The organism is Nonomuraea sp. K271, from assembly GCF_009908215.1.
Classification (GTDB): Bacteria; Actinomycetota; Actinomycetes; order Streptosporangiales; family Streptosporangiaceae; genus Nonomuraea; species Nonomuraea longispora.
On sequence record NZ_JAAAHR010000002.1, the window covers coordinates 70,260 to 96,922 of the forward strand.

Annotated in this window: 29 protein-coding genes and 1 pseudogene; 14 read left to right on the forward strand and 16 right to left on the reverse strand. The window is 68.4% G+C overall.

The genetic code is table 11. The annotated features are described in order from the left end of the window. The first annotated feature begins 72 nt into the window (after positions 1–72). A complete protein-coding gene (locus GUY59_RS01030; protein WP_138198547.1) occupies positions 73–777 on the forward strand; it encodes an IclR family transcriptional regulator in 705 nt (234 codons plus the stop codon). 204 nt (positions 778–981) lie between these two features. Here the strand turns inward: GUY59_RS01030 and GUY59_RS01035 are convergent, their stop codons facing one another. Continuing rightward, entirely contained in the window at positions 982–1,626 is a 645-nt protein-coding gene (locus GUY59_RS01035) for a LysR family substrate-binding domain-containing protein (RefSeq protein ID WP_252374790.1), read from the reverse strand. Between GUY59_RS01035 and GUY59_RS01040 the strand changes: the two genes are divergently transcribed. Beyond that, positions 1,510–2,379: a ferredoxin--NADP reductase gene (locus tag GUY59_RS01040; RefSeq protein WP_252374788.1), complete on the forward strand. Its 870-nt coding sequence runs from the start codon at positions 1,510–1,512 to the stop codon at positions 2,377–2,379. The genes GUY59_RS01035 and GUY59_RS01040 overlap by 117 nt on opposite strands. A 121-nt stretch (positions 2,380–2,500) precedes the next feature. On the opposite strand, the gene GUY59_RS01045 is transcribed toward GUY59_RS01040, so the two are convergent. Beyond that, positions 2,501–3,118 carry an NAD(P)-dependent oxidoreductase gene (locus GUY59_RS01045; RefSeq protein ID WP_138198550.1) on the reverse strand — a complete coding sequence of 206 codons (618 nt, stop codon included), beginning with the start codon at positions 3,116–3,118 and terminating at the stop codon, positions 2,501–2,503. Positions 3,119–3,226: 108 nt separating this feature from the next. Here GUY59_RS01045 and GUY59_RS01050 point away from each other — a divergent pair, with 108 nt between their 5' ends. Then, positions 3,227–3,688, forward strand: coding sequence for a MarR family winged helix-turn-helix transcriptional regulator (locus GUY59_RS01050; protein WP_138198551.1), 462 nt, complete (start codon positions 3,227–3,229; stop codon positions 3,686–3,688). Between the two features lie 52 nt (positions 3,689–3,740). On the opposite strand, the gene GUY59_RS01055 is transcribed toward GUY59_RS01050, so the two are convergent. The 7 genes from GUY59_RS01055 to GUY59_RS01085 form a co-directional block, all read right to left on the reverse strand. Then, positions 3,741–4,955, reverse strand: a complete 1,215-nt coding sequence (locus tag GUY59_RS01055) for an FAD-dependent monooxygenase (protein ID WP_138198552.1) — start codon at positions 4,953–4,955, stop codon at positions 3,741–3,743. Next, positions 4,952–6,346 (reverse strand): MFS transporter, encoded by a 1,395-nt coding sequence (locus tag GUY59_RS01060; RefSeq protein WP_138198553.1) that lies wholly within the window; start codon positions 6,344–6,346, stop codon positions 4,952–4,954. Before GUY59_RS01060 ends, GUY59_RS01055 begins: the two co-directional genes overlap by 4 nt. Positions 6,347–6,733: 387 nt before the next feature. Continuing rightward, positions 6,734–7,882 (reverse strand): DUF3500 domain-containing protein, encoded by a 1,149-nt coding sequence (locus tag GUY59_RS01065; protein ID WP_201760371.1) that lies wholly within the window; start codon positions 7,880–7,882, stop codon positions 6,734–6,736. A 67-nt stretch (positions 7,883–7,949) separates the two neighbouring features. Beyond that, positions 7,950–8,759, reverse strand: a complete 810-nt coding sequence (locus tag GUY59_RS01070) for an alpha/beta fold hydrolase (protein ID WP_138198554.1) — start codon at positions 8,757–8,759, stop codon at positions 7,950–7,952. Between the two features lie 379 nt (positions 8,760–9,138). Beyond that, a complete protein-coding gene (locus GUY59_RS01075; protein ID WP_138198555.1) occupies positions 9,139–9,756 on the reverse strand; it encodes a TetR/AcrR family transcriptional regulator in 618 nt (205 codons plus the stop codon). A gap of 107 nt (positions 9,757–9,863) precedes the next feature. Next, entirely contained in the window at positions 9,864–11,060 is a 1,197-nt protein-coding gene (locus GUY59_RS01080; protein WP_138198556.1) for a pyridoxal phosphate-dependent aminotransferase, read from the reverse strand. Continuing rightward, the gene (locus tag GUY59_RS01085; protein ID WP_138198557.1) at positions 11,057–11,716 is read right to left on the reverse strand and encodes an RraA family protein; all 660 of its coding nucleotides are present in this window, start codon (positions 11,714–11,716) and stop codon (positions 11,057–11,059) included. The genes GUY59_RS01080 and GUY59_RS01085 overlap by 4 nt, the downstream gene beginning before the upstream one ends. A 332-nt stretch (positions 11,717–12,048) precedes the next feature. Between GUY59_RS01085 and GUY59_RS01090 the strand changes: the two genes are divergently transcribed. Both GUY59_RS01090 and GUY59_RS01095 read left to right on the forward strand, forming a co-directional pair. Continuing rightward, positions 12,049–12,339 carry a hypothetical protein gene (locus tag GUY59_RS01090; protein ID WP_138198558.1) on the forward strand — a complete coding sequence of 97 codons (291 nt, stop codon included), beginning with the start codon at positions 12,049–12,051 and terminating at the stop codon, positions 12,337–12,339. 206 nt (positions 12,340–12,545) lie between these two features. Beyond that, positions 12,546–12,719, forward strand: coding sequence for a hypothetical protein (locus tag GUY59_RS01095; protein WP_201760372.1), 174 nt, complete (start codon positions 12,546–12,548; stop codon positions 12,717–12,719). Positions 12,720–12,746: 27 nt separating this feature from the next. Here the strand turns inward: GUY59_RS01095 and GUY59_RS01100 are convergent, their stop codons facing one another. From GUY59_RS01100 to GUY59_RS50460, 5 genes and pseudogenes are all read right to left on the reverse strand, one after another. Beyond that, the gene (locus tag GUY59_RS01100) at positions 12,747–13,265 is read right to left on the reverse strand and encodes a hypothetical protein (protein ID WP_161714322.1); all 519 of its coding nucleotides are present in this window, start codon (positions 13,263–13,265) and stop codon (positions 12,747–12,749) included. Between the two features lie 72 nt (positions 13,266–13,337). Then, positions 13,338–14,204 carry a hypothetical protein gene (locus tag GUY59_RS01105; RefSeq protein WP_138198560.1) on the reverse strand — a complete coding sequence of 289 codons (867 nt, stop codon included), beginning with the start codon at positions 14,202–14,204 and terminating at the stop codon, positions 13,338–13,340. Positions 14,205–14,427: 223 nt separating this feature from the next. After that, positions 14,428–15,030, reverse strand: a pseudogene (locus GUY59_RS51190) (hypothetical protein); the annotation flags it as partial. After that, positions 14,958–15,332, reverse strand: a complete 375-nt coding sequence (locus tag GUY59_RS01115; protein ID WP_138198562.1) for a VOC family protein — start codon at positions 15,330–15,332, stop codon at positions 14,958–14,960. The pseudogene GUY59_RS51190 and the gene GUY59_RS01115, both read right to left, overlap by 73 nt. Beyond that, positions 15,329–15,502: a DUF1905 domain-containing protein gene (locus GUY59_RS50460; protein WP_201760373.1), complete on the reverse strand. Its 174-nt coding sequence runs from the start codon at positions 15,500–15,502 to the stop codon at positions 15,329–15,331. The genes GUY59_RS01115 and GUY59_RS50460 overlap by 4 nt, the downstream gene beginning before the upstream one ends. Positions 15,503–15,590: 88 nt before the next feature. Here GUY59_RS50460 and GUY59_RS01125 point away from each other — a divergent pair, with 88 nt between their 5' ends. The 3 genes from GUY59_RS01125 to GUY59_RS01135 all read left to right on the forward strand — a co-directional run bounded on the left by GUY59_RS01125 (position 15,591) and on the right by GUY59_RS01135 (position 17,738). Then, positions 15,591–16,148 carry a hypothetical protein gene (locus tag GUY59_RS01125; protein ID WP_138198563.1) on the forward strand — a complete coding sequence of 186 codons (558 nt, stop codon included), beginning with the start codon at positions 15,591–15,593 and terminating at the stop codon, positions 16,146–16,148. A gap of 70 nt (positions 16,149–16,218) precedes the next feature. Then, on the forward strand, positions 16,219–16,545 hold the full coding sequence (locus tag GUY59_RS01130; protein WP_161714323.1) for a hypothetical protein: 327 nt from the start codon (positions 16,219–16,221) through the stop codon (positions 16,543–16,545). Between the two features lie 173 nt (positions 16,546–16,718). After that, complete coding sequence (locus tag GUY59_RS01135; protein ID WP_138198565.1) at positions 16,719–17,738, forward strand: hypothetical protein; 1,020 nt, start codon at positions 16,719–16,721, stop codon at positions 17,736–17,738. 127 nt (positions 17,739–17,865) lie between these two features. Here GUY59_RS01135 and GUY59_RS01140 read toward each other — a convergent pair whose 3' ends face one another. After that, complete coding sequence (locus GUY59_RS01140) at positions 17,866–18,474, reverse strand: NlpC/P60 family protein (RefSeq protein WP_161714324.1); 609 nt, start codon at positions 18,472–18,474, stop codon at positions 17,866–17,868. A 552-nt stretch (positions 18,475–19,026) separates the two neighbouring features. After that, positions 19,027–20,001 (reverse strand): PrgI family mobile element protein, encoded by a 975-nt coding sequence (locus tag GUY59_RS01145; RefSeq protein WP_138198567.1) that lies wholly within the window; start codon positions 19,999–20,001, stop codon positions 19,027–19,029. Between the two features lie 2,415 nt (positions 20,002–22,416). Here GUY59_RS01145 and GUY59_RS01150 point away from each other — a divergent pair. From GUY59_RS01150 to GUY59_RS01170, 6 genes are all read left to right on the forward strand, one after another. Continuing rightward, the gene (locus GUY59_RS01150) at positions 22,417–22,791 is read left to right on the forward strand and encodes a hypothetical protein (RefSeq protein ID WP_138198568.1); all 375 of its coding nucleotides are present in this window, start codon (positions 22,417–22,419) and stop codon (positions 22,789–22,791) included. A gap of 382 nt (positions 22,792–23,173) precedes the next feature. Next, positions 23,174–23,911 carry a DNA methyltransferase gene (locus GUY59_RS51195; RefSeq protein ID WP_354532620.1) on the forward strand — a complete coding sequence of 246 codons (738 nt, stop codon included), beginning with the start codon at positions 23,174–23,176 and terminating at the stop codon, positions 23,909–23,911. Continuing rightward, the gene (locus tag GUY59_RS01155) at positions 23,799–24,044 is read left to right on the forward strand and encodes a hypothetical protein (RefSeq protein WP_138198569.1); all 246 of its coding nucleotides are present in this window, start codon (positions 23,799–23,801) and stop codon (positions 24,042–24,044) included. Before GUY59_RS51195 ends, GUY59_RS01155 begins: the two co-directional genes overlap by 113 nt. Further along, positions 24,041–24,895, forward strand: a complete 855-nt coding sequence (locus GUY59_RS01160; protein WP_138198570.1) for a TRM11 family SAM-dependent methyltransferase — start codon at positions 24,041–24,043, stop codon at positions 24,893–24,895. The genes GUY59_RS01155 and GUY59_RS01160 overlap by 4 nt, the downstream gene beginning before the upstream one ends. Before the next feature lie 229 nt (positions 24,896–25,124). After that, positions 25,125–25,274, forward strand: coding sequence for a hypothetical protein (locus tag GUY59_RS01165; protein WP_161714325.1), 150 nt, complete (start codon positions 25,125–25,127; stop codon positions 25,272–25,274). Then, a complete protein-coding gene (locus GUY59_RS01170) occupies positions 25,271–26,653 on the forward strand; it encodes a recombinase family protein (RefSeq protein WP_138198571.1) in 1,383 nt (460 codons plus the stop codon). The genes GUY59_RS01165 and GUY59_RS01170 overlap by 4 nt, the downstream gene beginning before the upstream one ends. Positions 26,654–26,663 lie beyond the last annotated feature (10 nt).

Sequence of the window (26,663 nt, forward strand, 5' to 3'; positions counted from 1 at the left end):
AGTGATAACAGGCCTGATCAAAATCAGCATAATGCGCGTTGTAAAAACTGACAGCGGTAGGGATGGCTTGACGTGAGCACTGGTGATCGCGCCGGGGACAGCGGGAGTCAGGGCAACGGGTCCCAGACCTTGGATCGGGGTCTGAAACTGTTGGAGCTGCTCGCCGTGGAGGACCGTGACATGACCGTCGCGGAGCTGGCCACGTCGTTGGGCATGCACCGCCAGGCGGTCTATCGGCTGCTCACCACGCTCCGCAACCACCGCCTCGCCGCCGAGGGCAGCTCGGGCCGCTACCGGCTCGGGCTGGGCGTGATCCAGCTGGCCAGACAGGCCAACCCGCAGCTGCGGCGCGCGGTCGTCCCCTACCTGCGGACGCTGGCCGAGGAGCTCGGCGTCACCACGCAGTGCGTCGTGTCGGAGGGCGCCGACGCCGTGGTGCTGGCGGTGGTCGAGCCGTCCGACGCGGTCTTCCACCTGTCCCAGCGCAGCGGCGCCCGCCATCCGCTCGACCAGGGGGCCAGCGGTCTGGCCATCATGCTGGCCAGACCGCCCGAGACCGACGACCCGGCCGGGGTGGTCGAAGCGCGGGAGCGCGGATACGCGGTGTCACGCGGAAACCTGACACCGGGCGCGGTCGGCATAGCGGTGCCGCTCTACGACCGTGACGGGCAGTCGCTGGAGGCAAGTCTCGGCATAGTGTCGATGGTCGACCTGGACGTCGAGCGCACCGCCAAACGCCTGCTCGCCACCGCGGAGCAGATCACCGCCCGCGTGTAGCGGTCCGAGCCGAACCCGCGGGCGGCCCGCGGACGAGTCCGAAGACGCTGAAGAACGGCGACTTAATTGGCGCAATGGCGATTCTGAACGACCGGACTCTCTCCGTCAAATGACCGAGATTGACATACCGAAATCCGCTGTGTCGTTCGCTGCCCCGCGCTGATCGACCCGGAGCGGGCACCGTTCACGTCCATGGCCTAGAGGTCAGTCCCCTTCCAGCCCGTTCAGCGTCATGTCGCGGACCACGTCGAGCAGCGGGCGCAGCAGTGGAGAGCCGGCGTTGGCGGTGCGCCACAGGACGACCTCGTGTGTTTCGTGGTGGATGTCGGCGACCGGCCGCCAGACGGCCGGGCCGAGGGCCAGGTTCGCGGCGTGGGTCTCGGGCAGGAACGTCAGGCCGTCGCCGGCCGCCACCAGCGTGATGATGGCCTCCAGGTCGGTGACGTGGGTACGGATGTCCGGGTGCACGCCGCGCGCCCGTACCGTGGCGAGCAGGTCGTCGTGCGGCCGGGGATTGAGGATCCAGGGCTGGAGCAGTACGACCTGTTCGTGGAAGTCCTCGACGCGGAGCACGTCGCGGGCGGCGAGCGGGTGGTCGTGCGCCAGGACCGCGCCGAGCCGGTTCCGGGCGATGACGGCCGAGGCCAGCGCCGGGTCGTCGGGCCGGTGGAAGCCGTAGCCGAGCGCGATCTCCCCGGAGCGCAGCGCCTCCCGCTGTTCGGCTCGCTCGTCGTGGAGATCGACGGTCGCGAGGTCCGCCGCGCCTACTCCGCCACCTCGGTCCCCGGCGCGAAGACGCTCACGCTCACCGTCAAGCGCGACGGCCTCTGCTCGTCCTACCTCAACGATCGGGTGCGTGCCGGCGCCCGGATGCGCGTACGTGGTCCGTCCGGAACGTTCCACGTGGCCGAGCCGGCGGCGAAGGGCGCACAGTACGTGCTGATAGCGGCCGGCAGCGGCATCACGCCGATGATGAGCATCATCCGTACCGTGCTCGCCTCATCGCCGGACGCCACGATCACGCTGCTCTACGGCAACCGGACCGAGGCGGACATCATCTTCGCCCGGCAACTGGCCGCGCTGTGCAAGGCCCACCCCGGCCGGCTCACCGTGCACCACGTGCTGTCCAAGCCCGCCCCCGGCTGGCGCGGCCGCACCGGGCGCATCGGGCCGGACCTACTTCGCTACGCGGATCGCGCCCACTACTACGTGTGCGGGCCGGCGGGCATGCTGACCAGTGTCCGCGAGACGCTCACCGCCCTCGGCGTACCGCCGGAGCGCCTGCACGAGGAGCGCTTCGCCACCGCGCCCGCCACCGCGCCCGCCACGGCGCAGACCACCGTCCAGACCATGACGGTGGAGGGCGTCGGCGAGGTGATGGTCGCGGCCGAGCAGACGTTGCTGGACGCCGGGCTCGCCGCGGGCGTCGCGATGTCCTCTTCGTGTACGGTCGGCAGCTGCGGCGAGGGCAAAGTGAACCTGCTGCGCGGCGACGTGGAGACCATGGACGCCCCCGGCCTGGAGCCCGGCGAGATTCTCGCCTGCGCCTCCCGCCCGCTCACCGAGGTCACGATCGCCACGGCCGCGATCAGCGGAGTGTGACGTCAGGCCGCTTCCGCAGCTTCCCCGGATCGGCACGACCCGCTCGCGGCCGCGAACCGACGAGAAGCGGTGACCTCGGTGCCTGCAGTGTGGCGAAGGCGAGCAGTGGGTGTGCGCTTCCTCAGGCCGGCCCGACGCCCAGGGCCCGGCGGATGGTGGCGGGGTCGTCCAGGGTGTCGAGCATGGCGCGGGCGAGGTCGCCCCGGGTCAGGCTCCAGCCGGGGAGGTTGGCCTCCATCGCCGTACGGTAGCGGCCTGAGGGTGGGTCGTCGGTGAGGTAGGGCGGTCGCAGCACCGTCCAGTCGGTGTCGCCTGCCGCGAGGACGTGCTCCATGCGCTCCAGATCGCGGTAGACGTGACGATAGATCGTCCGCACCAGAGGCCGGATCGTGAGGCGATGCCACCACGGCTCTCCCGCCCCGCCGCGCAGCACCGGCTGGGCGCTGATGGCGACGATCCTCCGCACTCCTGCCTCGGTCATGGCCTGCGAGATCGCCGCGACCGCGGTCGAGCAGACCGAGGTCGCGGTACGCCCGCGCGGCCCCAGCGCGGACAGAACGGCGTCGTGTCCGGTCAGGAGTGGGACCAGTGACGGGGAGTCGAAGATGTCGGCCACGACGGTGTCCGCGAGATCTCCCCGCGTGCGCACCACCGCCGTCACCTGATGGCCGGCCGCCCGTGCCTGGCCGACCAGTTCGCGTCCCGTGCCGCCGCTGGCGCCGAAGACGACGAGCTTCATCGGGCACCCTCCGCCCGGCTGACCTGGAGCGCATGCTGATGTGACACGCCACCTCCATAGTTCAAATATTTAAACTGTTTGATTTTTTGAACTGTATACTTCCTCCTCATGTCCAGCAACTCCGAGTCGGCCCGGCGCGAGATCCTCGAACTGATCCCGCAGGTGGCCGTCTATTTCCGCCGGCACCCCGCGCCGGGCATGCCCGACGACCTGCGCGCCGTCTTCGAGAGCCACTCCCTCACCCGGCGCCACGGCGCGGTTGTCACGCAGCTCGGCATCGAGTCCCCCCTGACCGTCTCCGAACTGGCCGCCCGGCTGGGCGTCTCCCTGCCCAACGCCAGCGACCTGGTGAGCGACCTGTGTCGGGCCGGCTTGGCCGACCGCGCGCCCGACCCGGCCAACCGGCGGCGTACCCTCGTCCACCTCAGCTCCGAGCACCGCGCTGCCGTGGAGGAGTTCCTTCACATGCGGGCCGCCCCGCTGCTGCGCGCGATGGACACGCTCACGCCGCGGCAGCGGGAGGGTTTCCTGGCCGGGCTACGCGCGTGGGCGGCCGAAGTCGCCGATTGAGGATGAGCCGTTCGGCGTCTGAGAACGCCACCGCCGCCGGTGAGGCCCGCCATCAGCGCGCGTGCCCAGGCATCACGGGCGGTTCGGGCAAGGTGAGGGCCGAGTGGGCCGGTCGCCCCGCTGAGGAGGGGATGGCGGTGAGCTTGCGCAGCTTGTCGTTGCGCTGCTCCAAGGCCTCGGCGGTGGTGGGGAAGAGCGTTGCGCCGCCCTCGCCGACCAGCCCTTGGTTCAGGGTGACGAACTCGCGGGTTCCTTGTTCGTAGGCGGCGAAGCCCGCGGTGTGGTCCCGGCCCGCCAGGGAGTGGGCGAGCATGTACGCGCCGACGAGCGCGAGGCTGGTGCCCTGTCCGGTGAGGAAGGAGGGTGCGTGCGCGGCGTCGCCCACCAGTGCGACCCTGCCGCTGGACCAGCGGGGCATGCGGATCTGGGCGACGGCGTCGAAGAACACGTCGTCCGCGTCGCGCATGGCGGCCAGCATGCCCGGAACCTCCCATCCCGCGTCGGCGAAGACCTCGGCGAGCAGTTTGTGCTGGGCCTCCGGGTTCGGGAAGGCGTCGAACGGCGGTTCCGGCCGGGCGAAGTTCAGGAAGGCGTGCACTTTGTCGTCGTCCCTCGTGGCGTACAGAGCCGCGGCCCGGCCCGGGGTGTTCCACATCACGGTCTCATGGGAGAGCCCGAACGTGTTGCGCATCGTGAACACGGCGAAGCAGTAGCCGAGGTACCGGTGGAACTGCTCCTCCCGGCCGAACAGCATCTCCCGCGTACGGGAGTGCATGCCCTCCGCGCTGAGCACCATGTCGAACCTGCGGCTGCCGCCCCCGTGGAAGGTGACGTCGACCCCGTCGCCGGATTCGTCGAGGGTCTCGATGGAGTCGTTGAACAGGAACTCCGCGTCGTCACGGACCGCGGCGTAGAGCTCCTCGGTCAGGTCGCCGCGCCACAGCTCCAAATCCCGCCCCGCGACGCCGCCGGTGACGTTGTTCGGGTGGATCGAGGCCACCTCGCTGCCGTCCTCGTTCAGGAAGGTGAGCCGCCGCAGGTCGATGTGCGCGTCCTGTAGCCGCGGCAGGATTCCCATCCTCCGGATGACCTCCAGCGCGGTGCCGCGCACGTCGATGGGGTAGCCGCCGGCACGAACCGTGCCCGCTCTCTCCACCACCGTGACGTCGTATCCATAGCGGTTCAGCCAGAACGCGAGGGTGGGGCCCGCGATGCTGGCGCCCGACACCAGGACCTTGCACCTCGGTGCCGTACGGTTGTACGTCATTCTTTGACTCCTTTGTCCAGATTTCGGACGGTCAACAGGGACAGCACCGCGATGGCGCCGCCGATGACGAAGCCGGTGATGAAGGCCGATTCGGTGGGGATGTCCGACCCGGCAGGGATCCCGGCGGTCAGGAAGGCGCCGCCGATCTGCGCGCCCGCGGCGAAGGCGACCACGCGAATCACCAGAAGCAGGCTGGTGGCGGTGCCGGTGTCGCCGTGGCTCACCGCGGTGGCGGTCTTGACGACCACCGCCGTGACGCAGACGCCGCTGGCCAGGGCGACCAGCACCTTGCCGACGACGAGGTGCCAGATCTCGCCGTGGAGGAATACCAGGGCGAGCAGCGCGGTGATCATGAAGATGACTCCGACGGTGACCGCGGGACGCGAGCCGAAACGCCGCACCGCGACCCCGGCGACCGGCCCGGCGACCGCCGCCGCCACGGCCCCGGGCAACAGGTAGAAGCCGATGTCGGTGGCGCTGGCGCCGAAGCCGTACCCGTCGCCGGTCACCGCGAGCAGCTGCGGAACGAGATACATCGACAGCGAGGTGCCCAGGCAGACGGCGAATGTGATCGCGTACGAACTCCAGACCGCCGGCTGCGCGAGCAAGCGCAGATCGACCATCGGCGCCCGGGACCGGCGTTCGACGGCGACCCATCCGGCCACGAGGACGCCCAGGAACACGACGAGGGCGCCGAGCACGATCGGCTGGCTGCCGGCCTCGGGCACGGTCGCGAGCACCAGCATGAGCGTCAGCAGGATGCCGCTCATGAGAAGCAGGCCGGGCCAGTCGATCCTGGAGTCCGGCCGGCCCGGCGGGTCGTCCGGCATCAGCCTGTGGAGGAGCAGAGTCGTCACGGCGATCCCGATCGTCGGGATCGCGAACATCCAGTGCCGGGAAAGCCCCTCCGCGATCGGCCCGGCGATCAGCGTGCCCAGCATGCCGCCGGCCAGGAACGACCCGCTGACCACTCCGATGGCCACCGAGGACTCTCCCTCGGAGAGGTACTTGCGCACCAGGATGAACGAGAGCGGCATCGCGCCCAGCATCGCGCCCTGCAGTACCTGACCGAGCAGCAGCACCGGCAGGCTCGGCGCGAGCGAGGACACCAGGCCACCGGCCACCACCACCCCCATCAGCCGGATCATGACCCGTTTCCCGCCGAAGCGGTCACCGAGGTTGCCCGTGATGGGCAGGAGAAGGGCACCGGTGATGAGCATCGCGATGCTGAGCAGCGCCCCTTCGGCAGGTGTGAGCGACAGTTCGCGCTGCAACAGCGGCAGCGTCGGCGACACCGCCGACTCAAGGGCGCCGGTGGAGGTGGCCAGCATGCCGAGAGCCGCGACGGCGGCCTTCCCGATGCGGAGCGGGGAAGCTTCGGTGGTGCTCATGAACGTCCTCTCCTCGTTGCCGGGCGTGTAGGTCGTCGGCGTGCGTGGCACCGCCGCTTGCCGGGGAGCTCACGCCGGGTGCATGAAGGTCGAGTGCATGAAGTACGCGAAGCGCCCATCCGGCCGTGTACGACGTGCCGAACGTGGCCGACGGGCCGACGCGGTCGCGGTGACGGACACGATCCGGCGGCGCGCAGCACCCGGCAGCCCGTCACGAAGGTGAGAGCGAGCATCAGACCAAGTGGGGTCACATGCCGTCGCACAGCGGGTCGCTCAGCCGAGTGCCGGAGCGGCCACCGGAGGACCGCCGCGGTCCGGGGCACGTCGTGCGGAGAGGATCGTCGGTCGGTGACGGCTGTCGACCGGCCATGTCTTTCACATCCCGTTCTATGGCGCGTGGTGGGTGGCGTGGTGAGCGGCGAGGACGTCGCCGCCGAAGTCGGTCTCCGGGTCCCGCCATACGGCGTGGGCGTGGTTGGCGCCGCGGTGGACGTTGGTCCACTCGACGAGCAGCCGTGGTCCCTGCAGGCGGTAGTAGTGCGGCTCGCCCGCCGTGGTGGAACCGGCCCAGGCGAGGCGTACGGCGTCGAGCGCCGCCGGGTCGTCGTAGCGGGGGAGCGGGGACACCCCGTCCGGGACGCGGCCGAGGTAGGTGCCGAGCAGGGCGCGCAGCAGTTCCCGCTGCGCGGTGTCGAGCTCCGCGCCCGGCACGCCCTTGGGCGTCGGGGTGAGGGCCAGCGCCCGCCGGTCCGCACCGTACAGGCCGGTGGCCGGCTGATCGGCACGGTCGGGGGTGTGCCGGCCGCGGCGCCAGAGTTCACGGCGGGTCAGTACGCGGTCGTCGATCCGGGCGCTGTTGCCCGCCACGACGTCGTTCGGGGGGTGCGCCAGCAGCACCGCGCGGGCGGCGAGCTCGGGGTGCAAGGAGCGGACCAGTTCGCGGGCGAGGTCCTCGGCCGCCCCCAGCGGGCGCAGCGTCGCCCCGCCCAGCAGCGGCGACGCGGCGGGGTCGGCGCCCAGGAAGCACGGCGTGGTGGCGGTGACGCGCCCGTCCACCACGAGGTGGTTGAGCGAGACGTGGTGGCCGCCGAACCGCCATCCCCAGGGCCGCGGCCCGCCGGGCTCGCCGAAGATGCGCAGGTAGTACATGCCGGGGTCGCGGGTACGTTCCCGCCCCCAGTTCACCGAGAAGCCCTCGACGCGGTCGAGTACGTTCTCCAGGCCGAGCACGGTGGCGACGGTGGTGTACCCGGCTTCGGACAGTCCGCTCGCGACCAGCCGCATCACCAGCCGGTGCTGGGCGGGGCGCTGCTGGTGGAAGGTGAGGCCGCCGTGGTCGGTGGGCGTGTAGAACCAGCGGGTGCGTTCGTCCTCCGCGCCGGTGCCCGGTGGCGGCGCGACCGCCATCTCGCGCTGGTCGGCGTCGAGGCTGTCCAGCCAGGCCAGGGCCGCTTCGGCCATCCGGTTGGCGACCTCGCGGCGGGGGTCGATCACCGCTGTCGCCCGGCGGACCGCGCACGGCTCGAACACCGCCACGGACACGAGGGCGAAGAGCGAACCGACGCGCGAAGCGTCTGCCGGCGGCGGGCGTGCGTCGCGTCGCTCACGTTGCCGGCACTCCGAGGAACTCGCCGATGTAACCGGCGATCGGTTTCGCGAACTCCATCGCGATCGCGTGGCGCCCGTTCTCGATCGAACTCAGCCGGGCGTTCGGAATCCGCTCCTGCATCAGGAGCGCGGCGGAGTAGGGCGCCAGCAGGTCCGCCGTGCCGTGCACGATCAGCGTGGGTGCGGTGATCTCCCCCAGGCGGTCGCGGACCTCGTGCGGCCGGGCGGCGTCGTGGCGGCGGTCGGCCTTGTCGGGGTCACGGTAGGTGAGCGTCTGGGCGGCCCGGTTGTGGAGCTCGGCCTGACCTTCGGGCGTGACGAAGAAGTCCTTGACCGCCTTCTGCCGGTCGTCGTGGGACATGTCGAACAGTTCCCCGACGTTCTGCGGGCACAGCGCGAAGCTCGGCGTGGTGGCGATCAGGACGAGGGAGGCGACCCGCTCGGGATGCCGGAGCGCGGTGTGCTGTACGACCGCGCCGCCGAAGGAGGTGCCGAGCAGGTGCGCACGCTGGAGCCCCAGCGCATCCAACAAGGCGGCGAGGTCATCGGCGAGGTCGCCCATCGTGTACGGGACCGGCGGGTTCACGGTGATCCCCGAGTCGCGTTGATCGTAGGAGATCGCCCGTATGCCCGGGTCGAGGTGCGAGCGGAGCGTGGCGTACTGCGTACGGTCGCTCTCGCCGCCATGGACGAGCACCAGCGGCACGCCACTGCCACCATCGTCGATGATTCCGACTTCGAGATCGCCGGCCCGAATGGTCGTGGCCGGCTCGGCCGGCTCGTCCGCTACCTGATGTATGGCCATTGCTGGCCTCCTTTGTCGAAGCCTAGATAGACAGCCATCTGAATTGAGAGAACTGTATCAGTTCGTTCCTCGCTTAGGGAGACCCGCATCACACACGATCCGATGTCGAGGCAGGCACCTCGCCGAACTGCCGGACGTACACCACGCACGCCTGCCCGGAACGGTACATCCTTGCTGTTCATCGCCGTTATGGTGCGAACCGCCCCGGCCATGCGGACGGCGTCCCCGGCGGGAGCGGACGCCGCGGAGGAACCTGACGCGCGCCTGCCTTCGGCCGGGCTCCAGCCGGCCGCTCATCGTCGCAGGCCAGGGGAAGCACTCGGGAGCGAGGCGCCGAGTTCGCCCGGGCCGGGCCGGTGGCGCCGGCGTCAGGAGGTGATCAGCCCGCCCGCGCCCACCCGCGCAACGCGCCTCGGTAGGCCTCGGCCAGCCGAATGACGATCTCCCGGCGGGACAGGCCCGTCTCGCGCAACAGGTCCTGGATCTCCCGCGGGTCGTACATGATGTTGTTGAGAAACAGGGCGTACTCGAGCATCTCGTCGGGAAGACCGAGGTCGTCGAGCAGCCCCCGCACCGGCCTGGCCCAGGCATCCCGCATGGCGACGATGATCTCGTTCCCGTTGTGCAGCCGCTTCAGGTAACCCTGCCGGGATCGGATCTGCACCAACGCCGGGCCGTACTCGTCGAGCAGGTCCATCCACTTGTCCACGACGGAATCGAACAGCGGTTGCCCTTCCGCCGTCGACGCCGCGCTGAAATCGCGGAGCTCCTCGACCACGCTGAGCACGTAGGCGGCGAGCACGTCGTCCACCGTGGAGTAGTAGCGGTAGGCGGTGGCCGGGCCGATCTCCGCACGGGACGCGACGGCATGCATGGTGAGCTGGTCGGGCGCTTCCCGGGCAAGCTCGCCGACGGCCTCGAGAAGGCGCCGGCGGTTGCGGCGGGTGTCACTACGCAGCTTGTCCTCCCCACGTCGGGCGCCCTGCCGGCCGGTCACGGGCTACTCCACCCACATCCACGTGCAGGCGAAGGATATCCCTTGTGAGCGACTCGCGTCCGGCCGCCAGGACCTGTGCGGCACGAGGCGTCGCCCGCCCGGTCTCGTCAGCATCGTCCGCCGCCGAGGTGGCGGACGACGCGGGTCAGCCCGGTCCGCAGATCGTCCTCCGAGGCCGCGAACGAGATCCGGACGTGGCCCTCGCCCGAGGGACCGTACTCGGCCCCGGCCCGAACCATTACCTTCCGCTCGGCGAGCTCGCGGGCGACCACCTCGGAGGGCCGGTCCGCGTCGTAGCGGAGGAACCCGTAGAACGCTCCCTCCGGTGGGACCAGGCGCAGGCCGGGAACGCCGGACAGATGCGCGACCACGAGCTCGCGACGCTGCCGGTACCTTTCGGCCATGGCATCCACGACGCCGCCCGGCAGTTCTAGCGCGGCGAGCGCCGCGTGCTGGACCGCCGTGTTCAACGAGCCGTTGTGAATCCGGTGCACGTGGGCGGCCGCGTCCACCACCTCGCGCGGCCCGGTCAGGTACCCGACCCGCCAGCCGGTCATCGCGTACGTCTTGGAGAACGTCTGTACGTACACCGTGCGGTCGCGCAGCGACTCGACCTCCAGCGCCGAGGTCAGCACATGCCCCGGGTAGACCAGCCGGTGGTACGCCTCATCGCTGACGACCAGGACGCCTGAGCCGTCGAGGAGGTCCCCGAGGGCCTTGAGCTCCTGCTCGCGGTGGACGATACCGGTCGGGTTCGCGGGATTCGAGAAGATCATCATCGCGGCCCCAGGGAGGGCCGCGGCCAAGGCGTCGAGGTCCCAGTGCAGGTCCGGGGCGAGCGGAACGAAGTCCACGCTACCCCCGGCCAGCACGACCAGGTCGGCGTAGAGCGAGTAGGCGGGCTCGGGGATGACCACGCGGTCGCCGGGGCCGATCATCGCGAGTACGACGGCCGCCAGCGCGGCGGTGGCGCCGTGGGTGATCAGAATGTCGTCGGCGGTCCAGTTCCGGGCGGGGTGCGCGGGCAATCGCGAGGCGAGCGCGGCGCGCAACTCCGGCAGGCCCTTCTGGTCGGCGTAGTGGGTGTGTCCCGCACGCAGGGCGGCCGCGGCGGCCTCGATCACCGGCGGCGGTGTCGGGAAGTCCGGCTCGCCCATGGCGAGGGAGACGGCGCCCGGCGGGGCCGGGGTCAGGGCCGGGCGCAGCGACTGGCGGCGCAGGTCCCCGATCCGGGAGGCGGGCGGCAGGCTGGTCGTCGGGCTGGTCGTCGGGCTGGTCGTCGGGCCGGTCGTCGGGCCGGTCATCGGGTCACCGCCGGCCGGCCGGCGCGCGCGGCGAGGATGCGCCGCCGCAGCGCCTCCTCCTTCTCGACGATCCCGGAGACCGCGTCCACGACCTCCCGCACGCGGTGGCGGGGGATGACGACGACGCCGTCGGCGTCGCCGACGAGCACGTCACCGGCCGCCACCACCACGCCGCCGACCGCCACCGGTACACCGATGGCCCCGGGTCCGTCCTTGAAAGGTCCCGCGGGGGTGACCGCCCGTGCGTAGACGGTCAAGCCCATCGCCGACAGCGCCCGGACGTCGCGTACGGCGCCGTCGACCACCGCGCCGGTCACCCCGGCGTTCACCATGATCTCGCCGATGAGGTCGCCGACCAGCGCACGGGTCAGGTCTCCGTGCCCGTTGACGACCAGGACGTCGCCCGGCCGGGCTTCGTCGAGCGCCCGGTGGATGGCGAGGTTGTCCCCCGACCGCACGTCCACGGTGAGGGCGTTTCCGACCAGCGTGGCGCGCTCGGTGACCAGCCGGATGCCGCCGTCCATGACGGTCATCCGCTGCAGCGCGTCGCCGACATTGGCGGCCGGCACCTCCCCCAGGCGGTGAGTCTCCTCCGCCACCACGCGATCCCAGCTCGGAGCGATGGACACGCTGTCCGTCGCCGCAGCAATGAACAAGATGATTCCCCAATCTCAAATGATATAAATTTATCAGTTAGGGCGATCGTAGCCCCTGCGGTGTCGACCTACAATGCCGCCGCGGCCATCGGGCGCGCTCGGCGGCGACGCGCCCGGCACGATCGATCCCCTGCCCGTCGTCCGCAGGCCGTCCGAAGACGCCCGTTCGGACGTACGGCCGGCCATCCGGCGGCCTGCCACCTGCTCACCCCGAGAGCGCGTCCCCGACGTCATGGGCGGAGATGAGGTTAGAGCGTTATGGTTGGAGAAGTCACATGTGAACACTCGGTGCTGTAATCGCGAGTGCAGCTTTCCTGGCGCTCGGATGCGGTATGAAGTCCGATGTGGTGTATCGGGCGAGTCCTGCTGCTCTCAGCGACGTACGCGGTATAGGCGTGGTTCAAGCAGAGGCCAGTGACGAGGTCGGTTATGACGATGGTGTCGTCGTAACGAATACGTTCGTCATGGATGTTGGAAGCGCGCGAGTGGAGGAGGCGGTCGACAAGGCCGCCAGTCTCCTCCAGCAGCGCGGGTGGATGATCGTCGGCAAGAAGCAGCCATGGACGGTGTCCGTGGAATCTGCTCGCCGTGGAGCACTTAGCGCTGAGTTCGTTCAATGCTGACCGTCTGGCACGCCATCAGGGCATTCTGGAACTGCTTGACATCAAGTCCGCCACCACGGCATCTGCTGTAATCATCGAGGTGAATGTCTGTCCAGGAGATTCAAGTGTGGTGACAGGCTGAGGATTCCAGTTTTGTCATAACATGGCCAAGGGCTGCCGCCGACGGGAACAACAACAGCGGACCCGGCCCGCCGGCCTGACCGTGGTTGCCGGACGGCCGCATCGCGTTCTGGGGCGGCTGGGGCGGATCGATGGCGTTCACGGATCTCGACCGGGGCGTGACGATCACCTATGTCATGAACAACATGGGCGCCGACATCCTGGGCTCTTCCCGCTCCGCCGCCTACGTCCAGGCCATCTACCACGCGCTCGGCCGATGAACACCACGAACCGACCGTGCTACCGCATCAGCACATGACCCACGAGGACGACTTGGACCGCCGCCCCGGTGACGTGAGCTGGAAGACGACCTTGTGCGAGGTGCCCAGGTCCATGGTGACCTGCTTCTTGGAGCCGAAGTAGTCGCTCCGGCTGTAGGACGGCAGGCTTCTGGAGCCCTTCTCGACGACCTTGCCGTCGACGAGCCACCTGTAGGAGAACCGGGCTCCCATCTCGGTGGCCTCCAATCCCACGCCGAAGCTCACCGGGCCCGTGTAACAGGTGACACCCTCTTGGTTGATCCTGGACTTGCCGGCGACCCGTACGTAGGCGAGGGTGAACGAGGCGGCCTTGGCGCTCTTCTTGACCGCCTTGCTGGGGTGGGCTGCCATGGTGGGCAGGTCAAGATACGCCGTCGTAGAGGTGTTCCCGACGATGGCGCCCGCTGCCAGGCACGCGGCGGCCACGGTGGAGATGACCGGGAAGCGTGGTTTCAGGCGGAAACGGGCCTGGGAAGCTTCCGGGCGCAGGGGTTCGACATATGACATGAACGGAGTGACTCCCATGACGGCTGTACGGACCTCCCGCACACTAACGTGATCTTGGGACGGACCGCGACATCAGGGGCGGTTTCGGCGCCCGACGGCATCGAGAACGGCCTTGCGGGGCAGCCAGTCGGTGAGCAGCAGCATGACCTCGTCCGGGCTCCAGGCCAGCGGGCCGGAGACCATGCAGCCCTCGCCGTAGTCCAGGGACAGCTCGGCCGGTGACCTGCTCACGTCGACGTCCAGATGGTTGGCGGCGGTGAACTCCTGGATCAGGCGGTGGCGTTCGGCCTCGGGCAGGCTGTCTTGTTCGGGCCAGGCGGGCAGGTGGTCGCGGCAGCGGGACCAGGCCAGCGCCCGATTGTCGACGAAGTCCTCGTCGTCGTTGCGCGGCCAGGTGATATCGGTGGTGCGCAACGCGTCGGCCAGATCGGCGAGCACCTCAGCCACCGGAGCCTGGCTGATCGGCATGGGAACCTCGTCGGATTCGTGCCGCTGGTCCCACTGCGCGGCGGCGCCGGGCTCCAGGACGGCGATCTTGCCGATCATCAGCCCACCGGGCTTGAGGACCTGGGCCATCAACGTGTGGGGATGCGGGCCGTCGTAATCGACGAGCAGCACCTGTTCGCTGTCCCACACGTCCACCGCTCGCCACGCCGACGCCGCAGTCCATGCACCTACGCGGCTGTTCGGGTGGCGACACGCAGCGCATTCGATCTCGTCGCGGGTGAGCCCGTACTCCTCTGCCACGACATCGACGGGCTCTCCGGCCCGGAACAGGTCGATCGCGTCCTCGATCTCGGCGCCCCCGCGGGCGAATCGGGGCCGGCCGAAGGCGTGGCGGGCATCTATCATGACCTCGGCGACGCGGTATTGCGGAAGGGTGATCACTTCGGCGTATCCGTCGTGTGCGAAGTGCACGCGGCGCAGGTAGTTCTGCACGATCTCGGTGAAGACTCGTTGGTTGTTGCGGACGACGACCAGTTCGCAGGGCGGGGTCGTCGCCGACGTGCTCGGCGTAGTCGTAGAGGACTTCGGCGCCGTCGGTGAAGAGCCGGCGGCTGGCCAGGGCGTGATCCAGGCCGAGTTCCCGCTGCAGTGCGTCGATTGCCGGCCGGATGCGCTGCAGTGGTACGCCGGCCTGCCGGAACGCGGCCAGGGCATAGCCCTCGGCCAAGCCGATGAACGGCACGGACGCCTCGTTCGGCTGCTCTGCCCGGGTGGCGGTGATGACCGGCTTGGCGCGGATCGCACGGCCGTCGCGCTGACGGCGTTGATAACCGAAGGCCCAACTGGTGAAGGTGGAGGCGGGGATCGCGAGGTAGCCGGCAGCTTCGGCGATGCCGTACAGCGGCGTGGTGAACCGATCGATGGCCATGCTCACCTCCTGGATCACGTCGTGTCCTCTTTGCGACAGCTGGGTCCAGCACAAGGTCATCAGTCCGCGATCTTCTCGTGTCATTCGAAGGACGGGCCGTTGCGGTTGGCCCTCTACGCGCGGACCTCCACCGAGGATTCCGGGCTCCAGCGCGGACGAGCGGAACGAGGTGGGCGCCGTTGACCGAGCGCCAGCGGGCTTGGCCACCTGGAATTCCACGTCGAGGACGACGCCGCTGTCGAGAAGCTGGTCATCGAGGCGACCTAGCACGACTGGCGCCTGTTGTTCCCCGACCTGCGCCCGTATGTCGGCGGCTGTCACGTCTCGGTGATGGAGAAGGCGTTGCCGTCGGGGTCGCGGAAGGCGAACATCGGTGGTACGCCGGGCCATTGAAGGATCTCATCGGTCTCAACGCCGGCGGCGTTGAGGGCCGCGTGCGCGGCCGCTGCGTCGTCGGTGGTGAACCGGATAGTGATGGGGCCGCGGGTGACGGCTTCGGTGGCCTGCTCCAGCGTGACGACGACGTTGTCGCCGCCGGGTGCGAGCTCGATCCACCGTCCGGTCGGGATCGACTCGTCGCGCAGTACCGTGAAGCCGAGCGTGTCGACGTAGAACCGCAGCGCTTGTTCCTGGTCGTCGACCGGCACGCTGACGGTTCGGACACCCGTGACGACCGGCTTCGGCGCGGTCATCGTGCGATCCGCTCGTCGAGGGTGACGGTGACGGTGTCGCCGGCCTGCTTGCCGATGCGGGCGCGGATGTCGGCGGTGAACGCGAGCTTGCGCGTCGCATGGTCGAGGCGCTGTTCGCCGGAACGGGTCGCGAGAACGACGCCGGGCTCATCGTGTCCGAGCTCGCCCACTGACACCCCTACGACCCCGGACGTTCCCGACGCAGCGGCTCAGGACGACTCGGGCGTCCCGGACGACACCTCCGCCCCGACGACCGCCATGTCCATCCAGGACGCGATGCGCATCCTGGAGCAGGAGGCCGACCGTCGCGCGATCGCTGAGGCCGAGCTGGCCCGAGCCCAGGCCGAGGAGGAGGCCCGCCGTCAGCAGGCCGCCGAGGCCCTGGCCAAGGCGCGCATGATCGAGGACAGCCGCCGCGCTCTGACCGACCTTCTCAGCGCTGTCACCACCACCTACGCGGCTCTCCTGGCCGACGACGGCACGGCATTCACGACCGGTCTGGAGGCCATCTACGCCGGTACCACAGACGTGCGCAGGGCCGCCCGCATCACCCAGCCCAAGACCAACGGAAGTACCGCCACCTGGGGCTCCTCACGCGGCGACCGCAACGCCCCTCGTCCCCTGCGCCCGGACGTCCTCGCCCACCTGATCAAGCACCCCGACCTTGCCTTCACCGCCAATGAGATCGCCAAGGTCCTCAAGCGTTCCTCCGGGGCGGTCGCCAACGCCCTGGACACTCTCGCGAGGAACGGGGAGGCCGAACTCGTCAGCGAGCGCCCCAACCGGTTCCGCGTGGCCAAGCCCGAGGACGCCTGACCACCCATCCCAGTGGTCCCGGCCGCTCGGCCGGGTCCCGTCATGAAGAGGAGCAGTAACGTCCGATGAGATGTTCGCTCTTCTGGGGTGGGCATGGGATGTGGACCTGGCCACCCGCCTGGCCCGACGCCACCCAGTACGCCCGGCTGCTATCCGGACGTTGACCGGCGTCAAGGACCTCATCCGCATTGACCCCGACCACGCCGCAACGGTCGACCTGACCAAACCTCTCCTGGTCGTGCCACTGCCGTGCGCGCAGCCACCCGGCCACCGCCTGGTGATCGACGGCTGGCACCGCATCCACCGCGCCCTCGACCTCGGCCTGGAGCAATTGCCAGTGATCCTGCTGGACCCGGCCGACGAACGCGCCTGCCGCCTACGCGGCGGCGACATCTGACAGTGCAACGCGCGTGGGGGCGGGGCCAGCCAGGGCTGGCCCCGCCCCCACTATCTATCACTACCGAATCTCTTGACACCCTCGGCGAAGCGGCAGATCCTTCGAGCGACCTTCGTCGTGCGAAGGATCGCCACACGCAAGGATCACGAACCGCAGAAAGCGCCGGTGACGCAATGGCCGTGAAGGTGAATCACGTCTGGTTCGGCGACGACCCCCTGGGGGCGTTGGACAAGTTCAACGTCTACACGTGGAGGGCTCTGGGACACGAGGTGACGATTTACGCGCATCGCTGGAACGGCACCCCTCACGACGAGGCATCGTTGGGGCTGTCGGGCTCCGGCGTCAAGGTCGAAAACCTGAGCACCATCCTCGCCGAGGACGACAACAAGCGGACCGAGACGCTCCCCGAAACGCGGGCGCTCCTGAAGGGGTGGATCGAGGCGACGAACAAGGAGAAGCCTCTCGAGACCGACGTCATCTACAACATGGTCGATCTCACGAAGTCCTACATCGGTGGAACGTGCCAAGGCATCGTCCTGGACTTGAAGGTCGGCCCGAGCCCGCACCTCGCCGCCTACGAGGAAGTTTTCAAACAGAAGTTCGTCAGCTACACCCGCGGCGGAAATACGCCAGGAGAGCGGCCGGAGAACCAGTGCATCGGCACGATGGAGGAGGCGGACACGCTCCGTAGCATGTACGCCAAGGCGTTCGAGGGAAGGATCAGGGAAAACCTCGACGGCCAACGCGGGCTGCGTACAAAACCTGCTGAGAAACACTTCAACACGATCACCTCCATCCACGGCGATGGCTTCGAGGCCGCCACGCCCAACATCGACGTGGCCACGAAGACGCCGAAAGGTGACGACGTCGGGAACCAGTACGTGGTGGGGGAGATTCGACAGCAGGGTCACGGCCCCTTCCGCGTCTTCAAGGCGGCGGATGACCAGACCAACAAGAGCGGCGTGAAGACAAAGCCGGTGGAGATCGTGGTTCTGTGCCAGCAGGTCTGGGACGACGAGCTGAAGGACCAGCAAGTTCCCAACCCGCAATTCCTCGCTAAGGTGGCAGAGGCCCTGAAAGCACTCCCTGAATATAAGGCTCCTGCCGTTGCGAGCGCGTGTCCCGATTGCGGGAAGCCTGTCAAGCCCATCGCGCGCGCGGCGCACAAGCTGGAGTGCAAGGGTAGGAAGTGAGCCGCCGCTCGTGGTGCTAACCCCCCTGCGGGGAGGCCGTTTACGTCGGCGACATCCGGCTGTGTGGTCAGTCTCGCGCCGATCTCAGTGGTGATGAGCCTGGCGGGAGCTCAACTTCGGACAGGCACTAGCTGCCTGGACGTGCGTAGCCAATGATGTCCTGGCGGACGGTGTACCGGCTTATGCGGACGCGTAGGCCGGTACGGGGAGCCTCGATCATGCGGTTTGTGTCGAGGACCAGGCCGACGTGTCCAGGATGGTTGGGGCCTCCGCCGGAGCCTTGGAAGAACACGAGGTCTCCTGGAGCTTGGTAGCCGGGTCCGATGTGGCGAAGGGCGTGCCACTGTTCAGCGGCGGTGCGCGGAAGGGCGACTCCGGCTTGGTGCCAGGGGTGGCGGGTGAGGGCGGGGCAGTCGAAGCCGACCGTGTTCGCCCCTTGGTCGATCCCCCGGCTGGGGCCGTCGAGTCCGCCGCCTCCCCATGAGTAGGGGGTGCCGAGCCAGCGGGCAGCGGCTGCAAGGGCTGTTGCGCCGTGCCCTGTCCCGGTGCTCCGGGGTGGCGCGCATGCGGGCCGTGTGAGCGCGGTCGCATCGGGTTCGGCGGTACGCAGCACCACGGTGGCACACAGGACGTCGGGGGTCGGCACGCTGTTGTGCGGCAGCATGGTTGCGACGACGCCGACGATGATGGCGACCAGGACGAACACGCCGGTCACTGTCGTGGCGATGACCGCCATCAAACAGGCTCGCTGTGGGGGTTGATGGTGCCCCATGCGTCCCGTAGGGCGATCAGCGGACGGCGGGGGCCCGTTGATCCGGCTGGTAGCCATACGGGTCCGGCGGGGCCGTCAGGGGCCGTTGCGGGGGTGTGCACGGCGGTGGCCGTGGGGACGTCGCCGCTGGTCAGGAGCTTACGAAGGTTGGCCTCGCGGGCAGCGCTCGGGAGCCAGAACAGGACCGGGGTGGTGATGCCGGTGGCTTCGGCGAGGGCGGGCCGCTCGTGGAGGCCGACTCCAGGCGGGCGAGCTGGCGGCGGAGCCGTTGAGCGGCGACTAGTGGAGGCACGGGCTCGATGTGCAGGGACACGTCAAGGTGTCCGGGATAGCTGGTCAGCGGTTCGAGCCAGCCTGCGCCCACCTCGCGCGGGTATCCGGCGATCGCGAACGACGCACTGACTCCGTCGGGGAACTCGACCGAACGAGCATTGATCTTCAACGATGAGGGGCCGGGCAAGGCGGCGGCGGTCTTGGCAAGTTCCGCCGCGTGGTCAGAGAGTCGGTTGAACATCATCAGGCGTCTTCTCCACGAGAGATCGGCTCATCAGGGCGCGCGATTTCGACCGGTTCCGCGCGGCGCGGTGACAACGACCGCACCAGCAGCTCGCGAGCGTCGTCGGCGCCCATGACGGAGGCGTGGATGCCGAGTGCGAGCAGCGAGCGGACGGTTTCTTCTGCGCGACGAGCCACGATCGCCGCCGAGCTGTTCCGGTGTGCGGCTCGCCGAGGCCCGCGCTTCCACGTTGGCGGCTGCTCGCTGTCCTGATGACGGACCACGACGAGGACGTCGCGGGTCAGCAGATCCCGGGTCGCGCTGAGTTCGGTGAGGAAGTCGGCGTGCTGGTGTGCCGCCTGCTCGAGTGCTGGATCGCTCAGGCGCTCGGCGGTGCCGCTGATCCGGTCGGCGAGGTCGGACAGGTCGACCGGGCGGGCCTGCAAGAGGATCTGTACGGGTGCGTCGAGTGAGTTCAGCCACCCGGCGAACACCCCCACCAGCGCCGCCTGCTCCTCGCCGGTCCGCAGCCCGAACGCCACCGTCCCGGCTCGCACGACCGCCGCGGTTCCGCCTTCGGCCAGCTCCATGACGCCGTCCTCACGGATCGCCCGGACCGGAAGCCGCAAGCGCCCGGGGAGCCGGCCTCGTACTCGGCACCAGGCCGGCGGCTCGGGCACTCCCTCCTCAGCCGTGACGAGCCTGCGATCCCGGCGCAGCCATGCGAGGGCATGAAGGGCGAGCCGGTCGAGACCGAGCCCGTCGCGTTTGCCGAGTGCCAGCGCGCACCCACAGGCGATCACCGGTACGACGATCGCGGCGAGCACCGGGATCGGCAGCCGGTCGCCGGCCATGAGGTAGACCCACGTGGCCAGCAGCCCCGTCCCCGCCAGGATCGCGACCTGCCGGATGGTCAGCTTCGCCAGGATCTTGTCCGGCATCTCCACGTCGGCCGGGATCGTCGCGACCAGCCGTTCGTTACTTGCGTGTCGCACGGCGTTCTGCCTTTCTGCGAGGACGAGGCACGTCGAGCCGCACCGTGACCTGCGACTGACCGCGTTGCGCACGGCGTGCGGCGGACACTTGCGGCAGGCGTGTGGCGTTCGCCTGCTGGTCGCTGCGGACAGGCGGTCGGCCACGACGGCCCGGCTGCGGGCGGGGATGGGTTACCGGGCCTGGCTGCCTTCTGACGGGGCTGTCCGGCGTGTCAGGGCGCGTTGGGTGGTCATGACGGGATGGGCGATTCGTACGTCCCACACGGGCGTTTCCGTTGCCGCCGCAGCCCGTGGTGGGCCGCCGGGACGGACGGGGGCGGCGCTGTACCCCGCCGCTCGGCCCGCCCGAGCTCGGAGGGAGAACTCGGAGCACTAACGGAAGAAGCGCAGACACCATGGACTTGCTGCGACGCTCTCATCCACCGTCTGACCAGTGGCAATAGACCGGACTCGAAAGCACGATCAAGGTTACGCCAGGGACGTCATCTAGCAGCTGACCTGCTCGTATGTTCGCTGCTGAGCGAACCGGTGAAGTTCTTGCCAAGGTCTCGCGTTACACGAACGACGCTGGTGGGCCTAGCGGTTCACTCTGCCGTCAGCGCTGCCTTTGCCTTATACGCGTCCATCTGCGGCAAGCACCGCGTCAGCCATCATCAACGGCGGGCTCGCGTCCTCGCTGTGGCGCGGGTCAGGCTACAAAACCTGGCGCTCAACGCTGACCTACAAATGCCTGAGGACGACGTAGCGGTTGTGGAACCGAGACTAGTACTGAGCATGGACTTGTCTCGCTCAAGCTGCCGAGTCACCATCGAGCGTGGAGGGGCCACCATGCATCGTACGAGTGGCCTTGGTGATCATGGCAGTGAGTGGTCCCGGTCACGACATGGAAGCCGGGCTTGGCGCGCTTGGCGAGCACATCTGGCCAGTGCATCGGACTCGGCTCCTGCGTGAACTGCGCGCGCGATACGGAGATTTGCTGCGGGCTCCCGACGTCTCTTCGGACAGGGAGCGAAGTGCATTGGTGGCAGCGCATGAGTTGCTTAATCGGGTGGCCGATGTTGTTGACGGTCCCGACATTGCGGTTGCGCTGGGTAGGCTGCACTGGTTACTGAGCGAGCGCCTGCCGTGGCCGCAGGGCAGTAAGCACCTTCAGTCCGCACTGACGATGTTCCGTTATGCGACCGAAACGACTGCCCCCAGCAGCCCTCATTACCCCACCAGGCTGAGCGACCTAGCCGTCGCGCTGATCGCAGTCTTTGAGCGACACGGTGACCTGACCTCCCTCAAAGAGGCGGTCCGGGCTGGACGGACGGCCGCCTCGCATGCATATCCCGGCGAAAGTAGCCATACGACGCTGACCAATCTGGCCCTGGCCCTGCTCCTGCTGTATGAGCAGGAATCGGACCCCCTGCTGGTCGCTGAAGCCGTGAACGTCGGCCGCCGAGGTGTTGCCGACACCTCGCCGACGGATTCTCTGCGTCCGTACGTGTTGAGCGTGCTCAGCGTCTCGCTCCGCATGCTCCACGAGATTGAGGGGGAGGCGGCCGTCCTTGAGGAAGCGGTGGACATGGCCCGTGAGGCAGTCGCGGCCGCCGCCCCGGGCCACTACGCATTAGCCGGCTGGTTGAGCTCCTTGGGGACATCACTGCGGGACTTGTCCAGATTGTGGGGTGATGGGTCGTTGCTGGAGGAAGCGGTCCGTATCGGTAGGAGAGCCGTCGCAGCCGCTCAGCCCGGCAGTCGAGCGCAGCCCGAGATCGCTAGTGAGCTCGGTGTGTCCCTACGAACACTGTCTATCTGGCGGGGTGACGTTGGCCTGTTGGAAGAGGCAGTGGAGATTGGCGGGAGAGCTGTCGCAGCCGCGCCCGCCTTTGGCAGTGCCCGGCCCGACATCGTCGGCGAGCTCGGTATCTCCTTGCGGGCTTTGTACGAGGTGCGAGGTGAGGCGGCCCTATTGGAAGAGGCCGTACCACTTCTTCAAGAGGCGCTCGCAGTCCTTCCCAGCACTCATGTCGCCCAGGCGAAACTGGCGTACGAGCTCGACTGCGCCCAGGACGCCCTCGCCACTATGCGCGAGCGCACCGTGGCAGGACTTCTCGGGCCTCGTATGGAGCTGGCCAAACCGGCGCACGATGGGGAAGGACCGCCTCGCGCGTCCACCGGTGGCCGTGTAGGTCCACCAACTCCAGCGCCCGCTGACGCGGATGCTCGTAAGTCGAGGGGAAGCCGGTCAACCTTCTGGAGAGCCTTCGTCGATGGACTAAGTCGAGCACTAACTCCATTTCCGGCACCCAGGCGACCCCTGGGGAGCTTTGGGAATCTCCCCGCCGAGGACCGGATCTTTTATCAGCTGCTTGAGGCGTACTCAGCCCTTGGGAGGGTTCCCGCTCGTACCGAAGAACCAGAGGACCCGCGATGACCGCCAGCGAGCCCGAGACCACCTCTGCCGAAGGATCCAGCGGCAACGGTCGAGCTACGCGTTGGATTGACCTGTTGCAGGTAACCAATGCAGAGGCGTGGGAGAAGGTCCAACCAGGCACCTTAGATCGGATCATTGAGATGATCGAGCAGGCGGAGCGTCGTGACAACCAGCGGTACTGGGCGGAGTACTGGCTGCGAGTGGCCGGTACGGTGTGCGGCCTGGCGTATGTAATCGCCTTGTGCTTGTTGGCCATGTATTTCGTCGACAAAGGTGCCGCGACGCAGGCGGCGTCGCTCTTCGGGGTTGGCGCCGCCTCGATCGTCGGAGCATTCGTCACTCAGCGGCTTCGAGGCGGCTCTCAGAACTGACGTGTCGCACATTGGCGACCCGCAGCAGCAGCCCTCTCGTGTAGCCGCCGAAGGGCGGATGGGCGTCGACCATGATCAGCGAGCAGTTGAGACGTCAGTGAGCTGGAACTCGCAGAGCGCAGCTTGCGCAGCGTCGATGTGGTGATGCTGGAGCCTGTTCTCGGACGCCCGCTGCCCTCCAATCGATGGCTGGACGTAGTCTTACAGAACCGATGCACAACGAAGGTTGAGATGCCATGTGCTTGGGCCGGAAGAGTTTATGGCCTCAAGACATCGGATCTGTGGCTGCTGGAGGACTTGAAGGACGCGGACGGTTCCAATCAGCACTGGCCAGTGAGTGTTTCAGTACATGGGAGCGGGTGACCGTCATGGGTCACCGTAGATGAGCGAGAACGAGAAACCGCAGTCGAAGCGGTCGCGGACTGCTGAGAGGCGGTTGGTGCCGCTTTCGGTGTGGCTGTGTCCCGACGCCACCCCCGGAGAGTCCGGCATCAAGGAGCATCCGCGCGTTACCGAGACGGTATGCGGTCGGCATCGCCAGGCCGTAGGGCGGGAACTGTCCCGGCACTTGATCGGCGCCTGCTCCCGTCCGGGTGGCGTCGTAGCGGATGTCTTCCCGACGAGCGAGACGGTGCTTGTCACAGCGGCAGGCATGGAGCGGCTGGGCGTCGGATGTGTTCCGCGTCTCCCGGATGCGCAGCAGCTCGCCGGACGTCTGCGGCAGGAACTCGCGGCGGATCAGCGGGCGGCGGTGAGGCTACGTCCCTACGGGCCACATCAACTCCGCGAGGCACTGCTTGGTCTCCAAGGTCGGGTTGAGCTGTTGATCGCGGCGCTTCCGCCTTACCCGGAGACCGGACGACCGGCCGGTCCGGCGTCGGCGTCTTGTCCTTCGTGCAAGGCGGAGCAACCGACGCTTGCCATGCCGCAGCTCGGTCGGTTCCTGGAGGATGCGCGGCATGTTCTCGCGCCGGGCGGTCACTTGGCGGTGATCACGACGGCGCGGCATGAGCGGGGGAGGCTGGTGGACCTGCTCGCCGGGGATCATCCGGCGAGCAGGCGCGGCCGGGCTGGCCTACGTGCAGCATGTCATCGCGGTGCGCGTCCCGGTGGAGGGTGACGCGCTGGTTGTCCAGGCCGATCCGGCGGAGCTGGGACAGCTTCGCCGTGCCCAGTCGGCGGAGTTGCCGCCGGTCGTGTCGGTGCACGCGGACGTCTGCCTGTTCGCTCGTAGCGCCGGAGGTGCTCGATGAACGAGAGCGTTCTGCCGTCGGTCCTGACCACGGGTCAGCTGCAGTCGCGGGTGCAGCGGCGTGGTCGGTATGTCGCGGAGTCGATGAGGCATCCGGGCAAGATGCTCCCGTCGATCGCCGCCCAGGTGATCTCGGTGTTCACTGAGCCGGGTGAGCTGGTGGTGGATCCGATGTGCGGGATCGGGACGACGCTGGTGGAGGCGACGCATCTGGGGCGGCACGCGGCGGGCATGGAGTACGAGGCGGACTTCGCCGGTCTCACTGCTGCCAATGTTCAGCACGCTCGTTCGCAAGGGGCGACGGGATTCGCTCGGGTAGCCTGCGGCGACGCGCGGAACATCGCGACCGTCTTCGCGAACCTGCAAGGTACGGTCGCACTGGTGCTGACCTCTCCGCCCTATGGGGTGCGGACGCACGGGCATGTCCGCTGCGGGAGCCGGGAGGGTGGCGGGCCGGTGGAGAAGTCGAACCACCGGTACTCCAAGGACAAGGGGAACCTCGCTCACCGGCCGTTGCCTCAGCTGATGGAGGGCTTCGGGCGGATCCTCGCCGGATGCGGGGAACTGTTGCGGCCCGGCGGAGTCGTCGCCATCACCGTTCGGCCGATCCGGGTCAGCGGGCGGCTCGTTGACCTCCCCGGCCAGGTCATCGAGACCGCGGAGGCGGCTGGTCTGGTCCTCACTCACCGCTTGGCAGCCTTGCTGTGCGGGCTACGTGATGGCCGATTGGTGCCCCGGGCGTCGTTCTTCCAGATGCTCGAGGCCTGGAGGGGCCAGGAGAAGGGGCAGCCGGTGTGCGCTGCAGCGCATGAGGATCTTCTCATTCTGCGCAAGCGGGGTGATGAGGGTTGAGGGCGGCTCCCTCTCGTAGCTCGGCGGCCCTCACAGGGAGTGTGCCTTCGTCATCCACAGGCTGTGCACGACCGTCCGGGTCTCGCCGGATGAGAAGTCGTGTCCAGGTGGTCGTTGACATCGATAGTCGAGGCGAGCGGTCATGTAGGGCCGCCGGGGGTGGGCGGGCCCGTAGGGCCCGATCCGGTCGCCGGTGGACGCGGGGACCTGTTCCGAACGGGGACGGGTCGTGAGCGGCGCAGATCACGGGCTGCGGTTGGTGGTGCCGGGGGAAGAGCTCAAGCTCACCCCCGGCGCGGCCGGCGTGCTGCTGCGAATCCTGCTCAAGGCCGCCGCCCGCGTGAAGCAACCGCAGACCGCGAAGGAGCAGCAGGGATGACGATCAGGTTCGGCTTCTACGGCCGGGTGTCGACCGAGGACAACCAGGACCCGGAGGCGTCACGGGCCTGGCAGTTGCATCGGGCACAAGCGCTGATCGAATCGCGAGGCGGGGAGATCGTCGCGGAGTTCTTCGACGTCGACAAGTCCCGCTCGGTTCCCTGGCAACTGCGGCCGCACGCGGCGGCGCTGATCGAAGAGCTGAAGGACACGCGGCGAGGCTTCGACGCGGTCGTGATCGGGGAACCGCAGCGGGCGTTCTACGGCAACCAGTACAGCCTGACGTTCCCGTTGTTCGAGCACTTCGGTGTGCCGCTGTGGGTGCCCGAGGTTGGCGGGCCGATCGATCCGGCGAACGAAGCCCACGACATGATCATGGGCGTGTTCGGTGGCTTGTCGAAGGGCGAGCGAAACCGGATCAAGATCCGTGTGCGGGCCGCGATGGCGGCGATCACCGCGACCGAAGGCCGGTTTCTCGGCGGTCGTCCGCCGTACGGGTACAGCCTCCAAGACGCAGGCCCGCACCCGAACCCGGGTAAAGCGGCCGACGGGCGGAGGCTGCGGCGGCTGGTTGCCGATCCGGTCACCTCACGGGTGGTGCGGTGGATCTACAGCGAGTTCCTCAAAGGCAGGGGCTACCTGGACATCGCCGAGGACCTGACGTTGCAGGGCATCCTGTCACCGTCGGCCAGCGATCCCGGCCGGAACAAGCACCGCAATCAAAACGCGTGGTCGAAGTACGCCATCCGAGTCATCCTCACCAACCCGCGCTACACCGGCCACCAGGTATGGAACAAGCAACGCAAGGACGAGATCCTGCTGGACGTGGAGAACGTCGCGCTCGGCACGACGACCAAGCAACGGTGGAACACCAAGGATCAGTGGATCTGGTCGGAGCATCCCGTCCACGACGCGATCGTGAGCGTCGAGGAGTACCAGCGGGTCCAAGAGATTCTCGCCACACGTGCCAGGGGCACATTCAGCCAGCGTCCTCACCCTACGCGGCGTCCGTACGCCTTCCGGGGTGTGCTGTTCTGCGGGTACTGCGAGCGCCGGATGCAGGGCAACTGGAACAACCGGCAGGCCTACTACCGGTGCCGGTTCCCTGCCCAGTACGCCATCACCAACGACCTCGACCATCCCAAGGTCGTCTACCTGCGGGAGTCGGAGATCTTGGGTGAGGTCGATGGCTGGCTGGGGACCGCGTTCGGCCCGAACAGGTTGGAGCACACGATCGCGGCGATGGCCGAGCAAGTGATCGACCCGAACGAGGCGGCTCTGATCGGTCTGCGGAAGCGGCTGTCGCAGTGTGATCGCAAGCTCAACCAGTACCGATCCGCCCTCGACGCCGGAGGCGACCCGATCGAGATCTCTTCATGATCAACGAGAC

What these genes read in the sequence shown, in the direction of transcription:
- GUY59_RS01045 (WP_138198550.1), bottom strand. Translation starts at nt 3,118, where the DNA reads ATGAAGCTCGTCGTCTTCGGCGCCAGCGGCGGCACGGGACGCGAACTG.
- GUY59_RS01050 (WP_138198551.1), top strand. Translation starts at nt 3,227, where the DNA reads ATGTCCAGCAACTCCGAGTCGGCCCGGCGCGAGATCCTCGAACTGATC.
- GUY59_RS01055 (WP_138198552.1), bottom strand. Translation starts at nt 4,955, where the DNA reads ATGACGTACAACCGTACGGCACCGAGGTGCAAGGTCCTGGTGTCGGGC.
- GUY59_RS01060 (WP_138198553.1), bottom strand. Translation starts at nt 6,346, where the DNA reads ATGAGCACCACCGAAGCTTCCCCGCTCCGCATCGGGAAGGCCGCCGTC.
- GUY59_RS01070 (WP_138198554.1), bottom strand. Translation starts at nt 8,759, where the DNA reads ATGGCCATACATCAGGTAGCGGACGAGCCGGCCGAGCCGGCCACGACC.
- GUY59_RS01080 (WP_138198556.1), bottom strand. Translation starts at nt 11,060, where the DNA reads ATGACCGGCCCGACGACCGGCCCGACGACCAGCCCGACGACCAGCCCG.
- GUY59_RS01090 (WP_138198558.1), top strand. Translation starts at nt 12,049, where the DNA reads ATGAAGTCCGATGTGGTGTATCGGGCGAGTCCTGCTGCTCTCAGCGAC.
- GUY59_RS01100 (WP_161714322.1), bottom strand. Translation starts at nt 13,265, where the DNA reads ATGTCATATGTCGAACCCCTGCGCCCGGAAGCTTCCCAGGCCCGTTTC.
- GUY59_RS01115 (WP_138198562.1), bottom strand. Translation starts at nt 15,332, where the DNA reads ATGACCGCGCCGAAGCCGGTCGTCACGGGTGTCCGAACCGTCAGCGTG.
- GUY59_RS01125 (WP_138198563.1), top strand. Translation starts at nt 15,591, where the DNA reads ATGTCCATCCAGGACGCGATGCGCATCCTGGAGCAGGAGGCCGACCGT.
- GUY59_RS01130 (WP_161714323.1), top strand. Translation starts at nt 16,219, where the DNA reads ATGTTCGCTCTTCTGGGGTGGGCATGGGATGTGGACCTGGCCACCCGC.
- GUY59_RS01135 (WP_138198565.1), top strand. Translation starts at nt 16,719, where the DNA reads ATGGCCGTGAAGGTGAATCACGTCTGGTTCGGCGACGACCCCCTGGGG.
- GUY59_RS01140 (WP_161714324.1), bottom strand. Translation starts at nt 18,474, where the DNA reads ATGGCGGTCATCGCCACGACAGTGACCGGCGTGTTCGTCCTGGTCGCC.
- GUY59_RS01150 (WP_138198568.1), top strand. Translation starts at nt 22,417, where the DNA reads ATGACCGCCAGCGAGCCCGAGACCACCTCTGCCGAAGGATCCAGCGGC.
- GUY59_RS51195 (WP_354532620.1), top strand. Translation starts at nt 23,174, where the DNA reads ATGAGCGAGAACGAGAAACCGCAGTCGAAGCGGTCGCGGACTGCTGAG.
- GUY59_RS01155 (WP_138198569.1), top strand. Translation starts at nt 23,799, where the DNA reads ATGAGCGGGGGAGGCTGGTGGACCTGCTCGCCGGGGATCATCCGGCGA.
- GUY59_RS01160 (WP_138198570.1), top strand. Translation starts at nt 24,041, where the DNA reads ATGAACGAGAGCGTTCTGCCGTCGGTCCTGACCACGGGTCAGCTGCAG.
- GUY59_RS01170 (WP_138198571.1), top strand. Translation starts at nt 25,271, where the DNA reads ATGACGATCAGGTTCGGCTTCTACGGCCGGGTGTCGACCGAGGACAAC.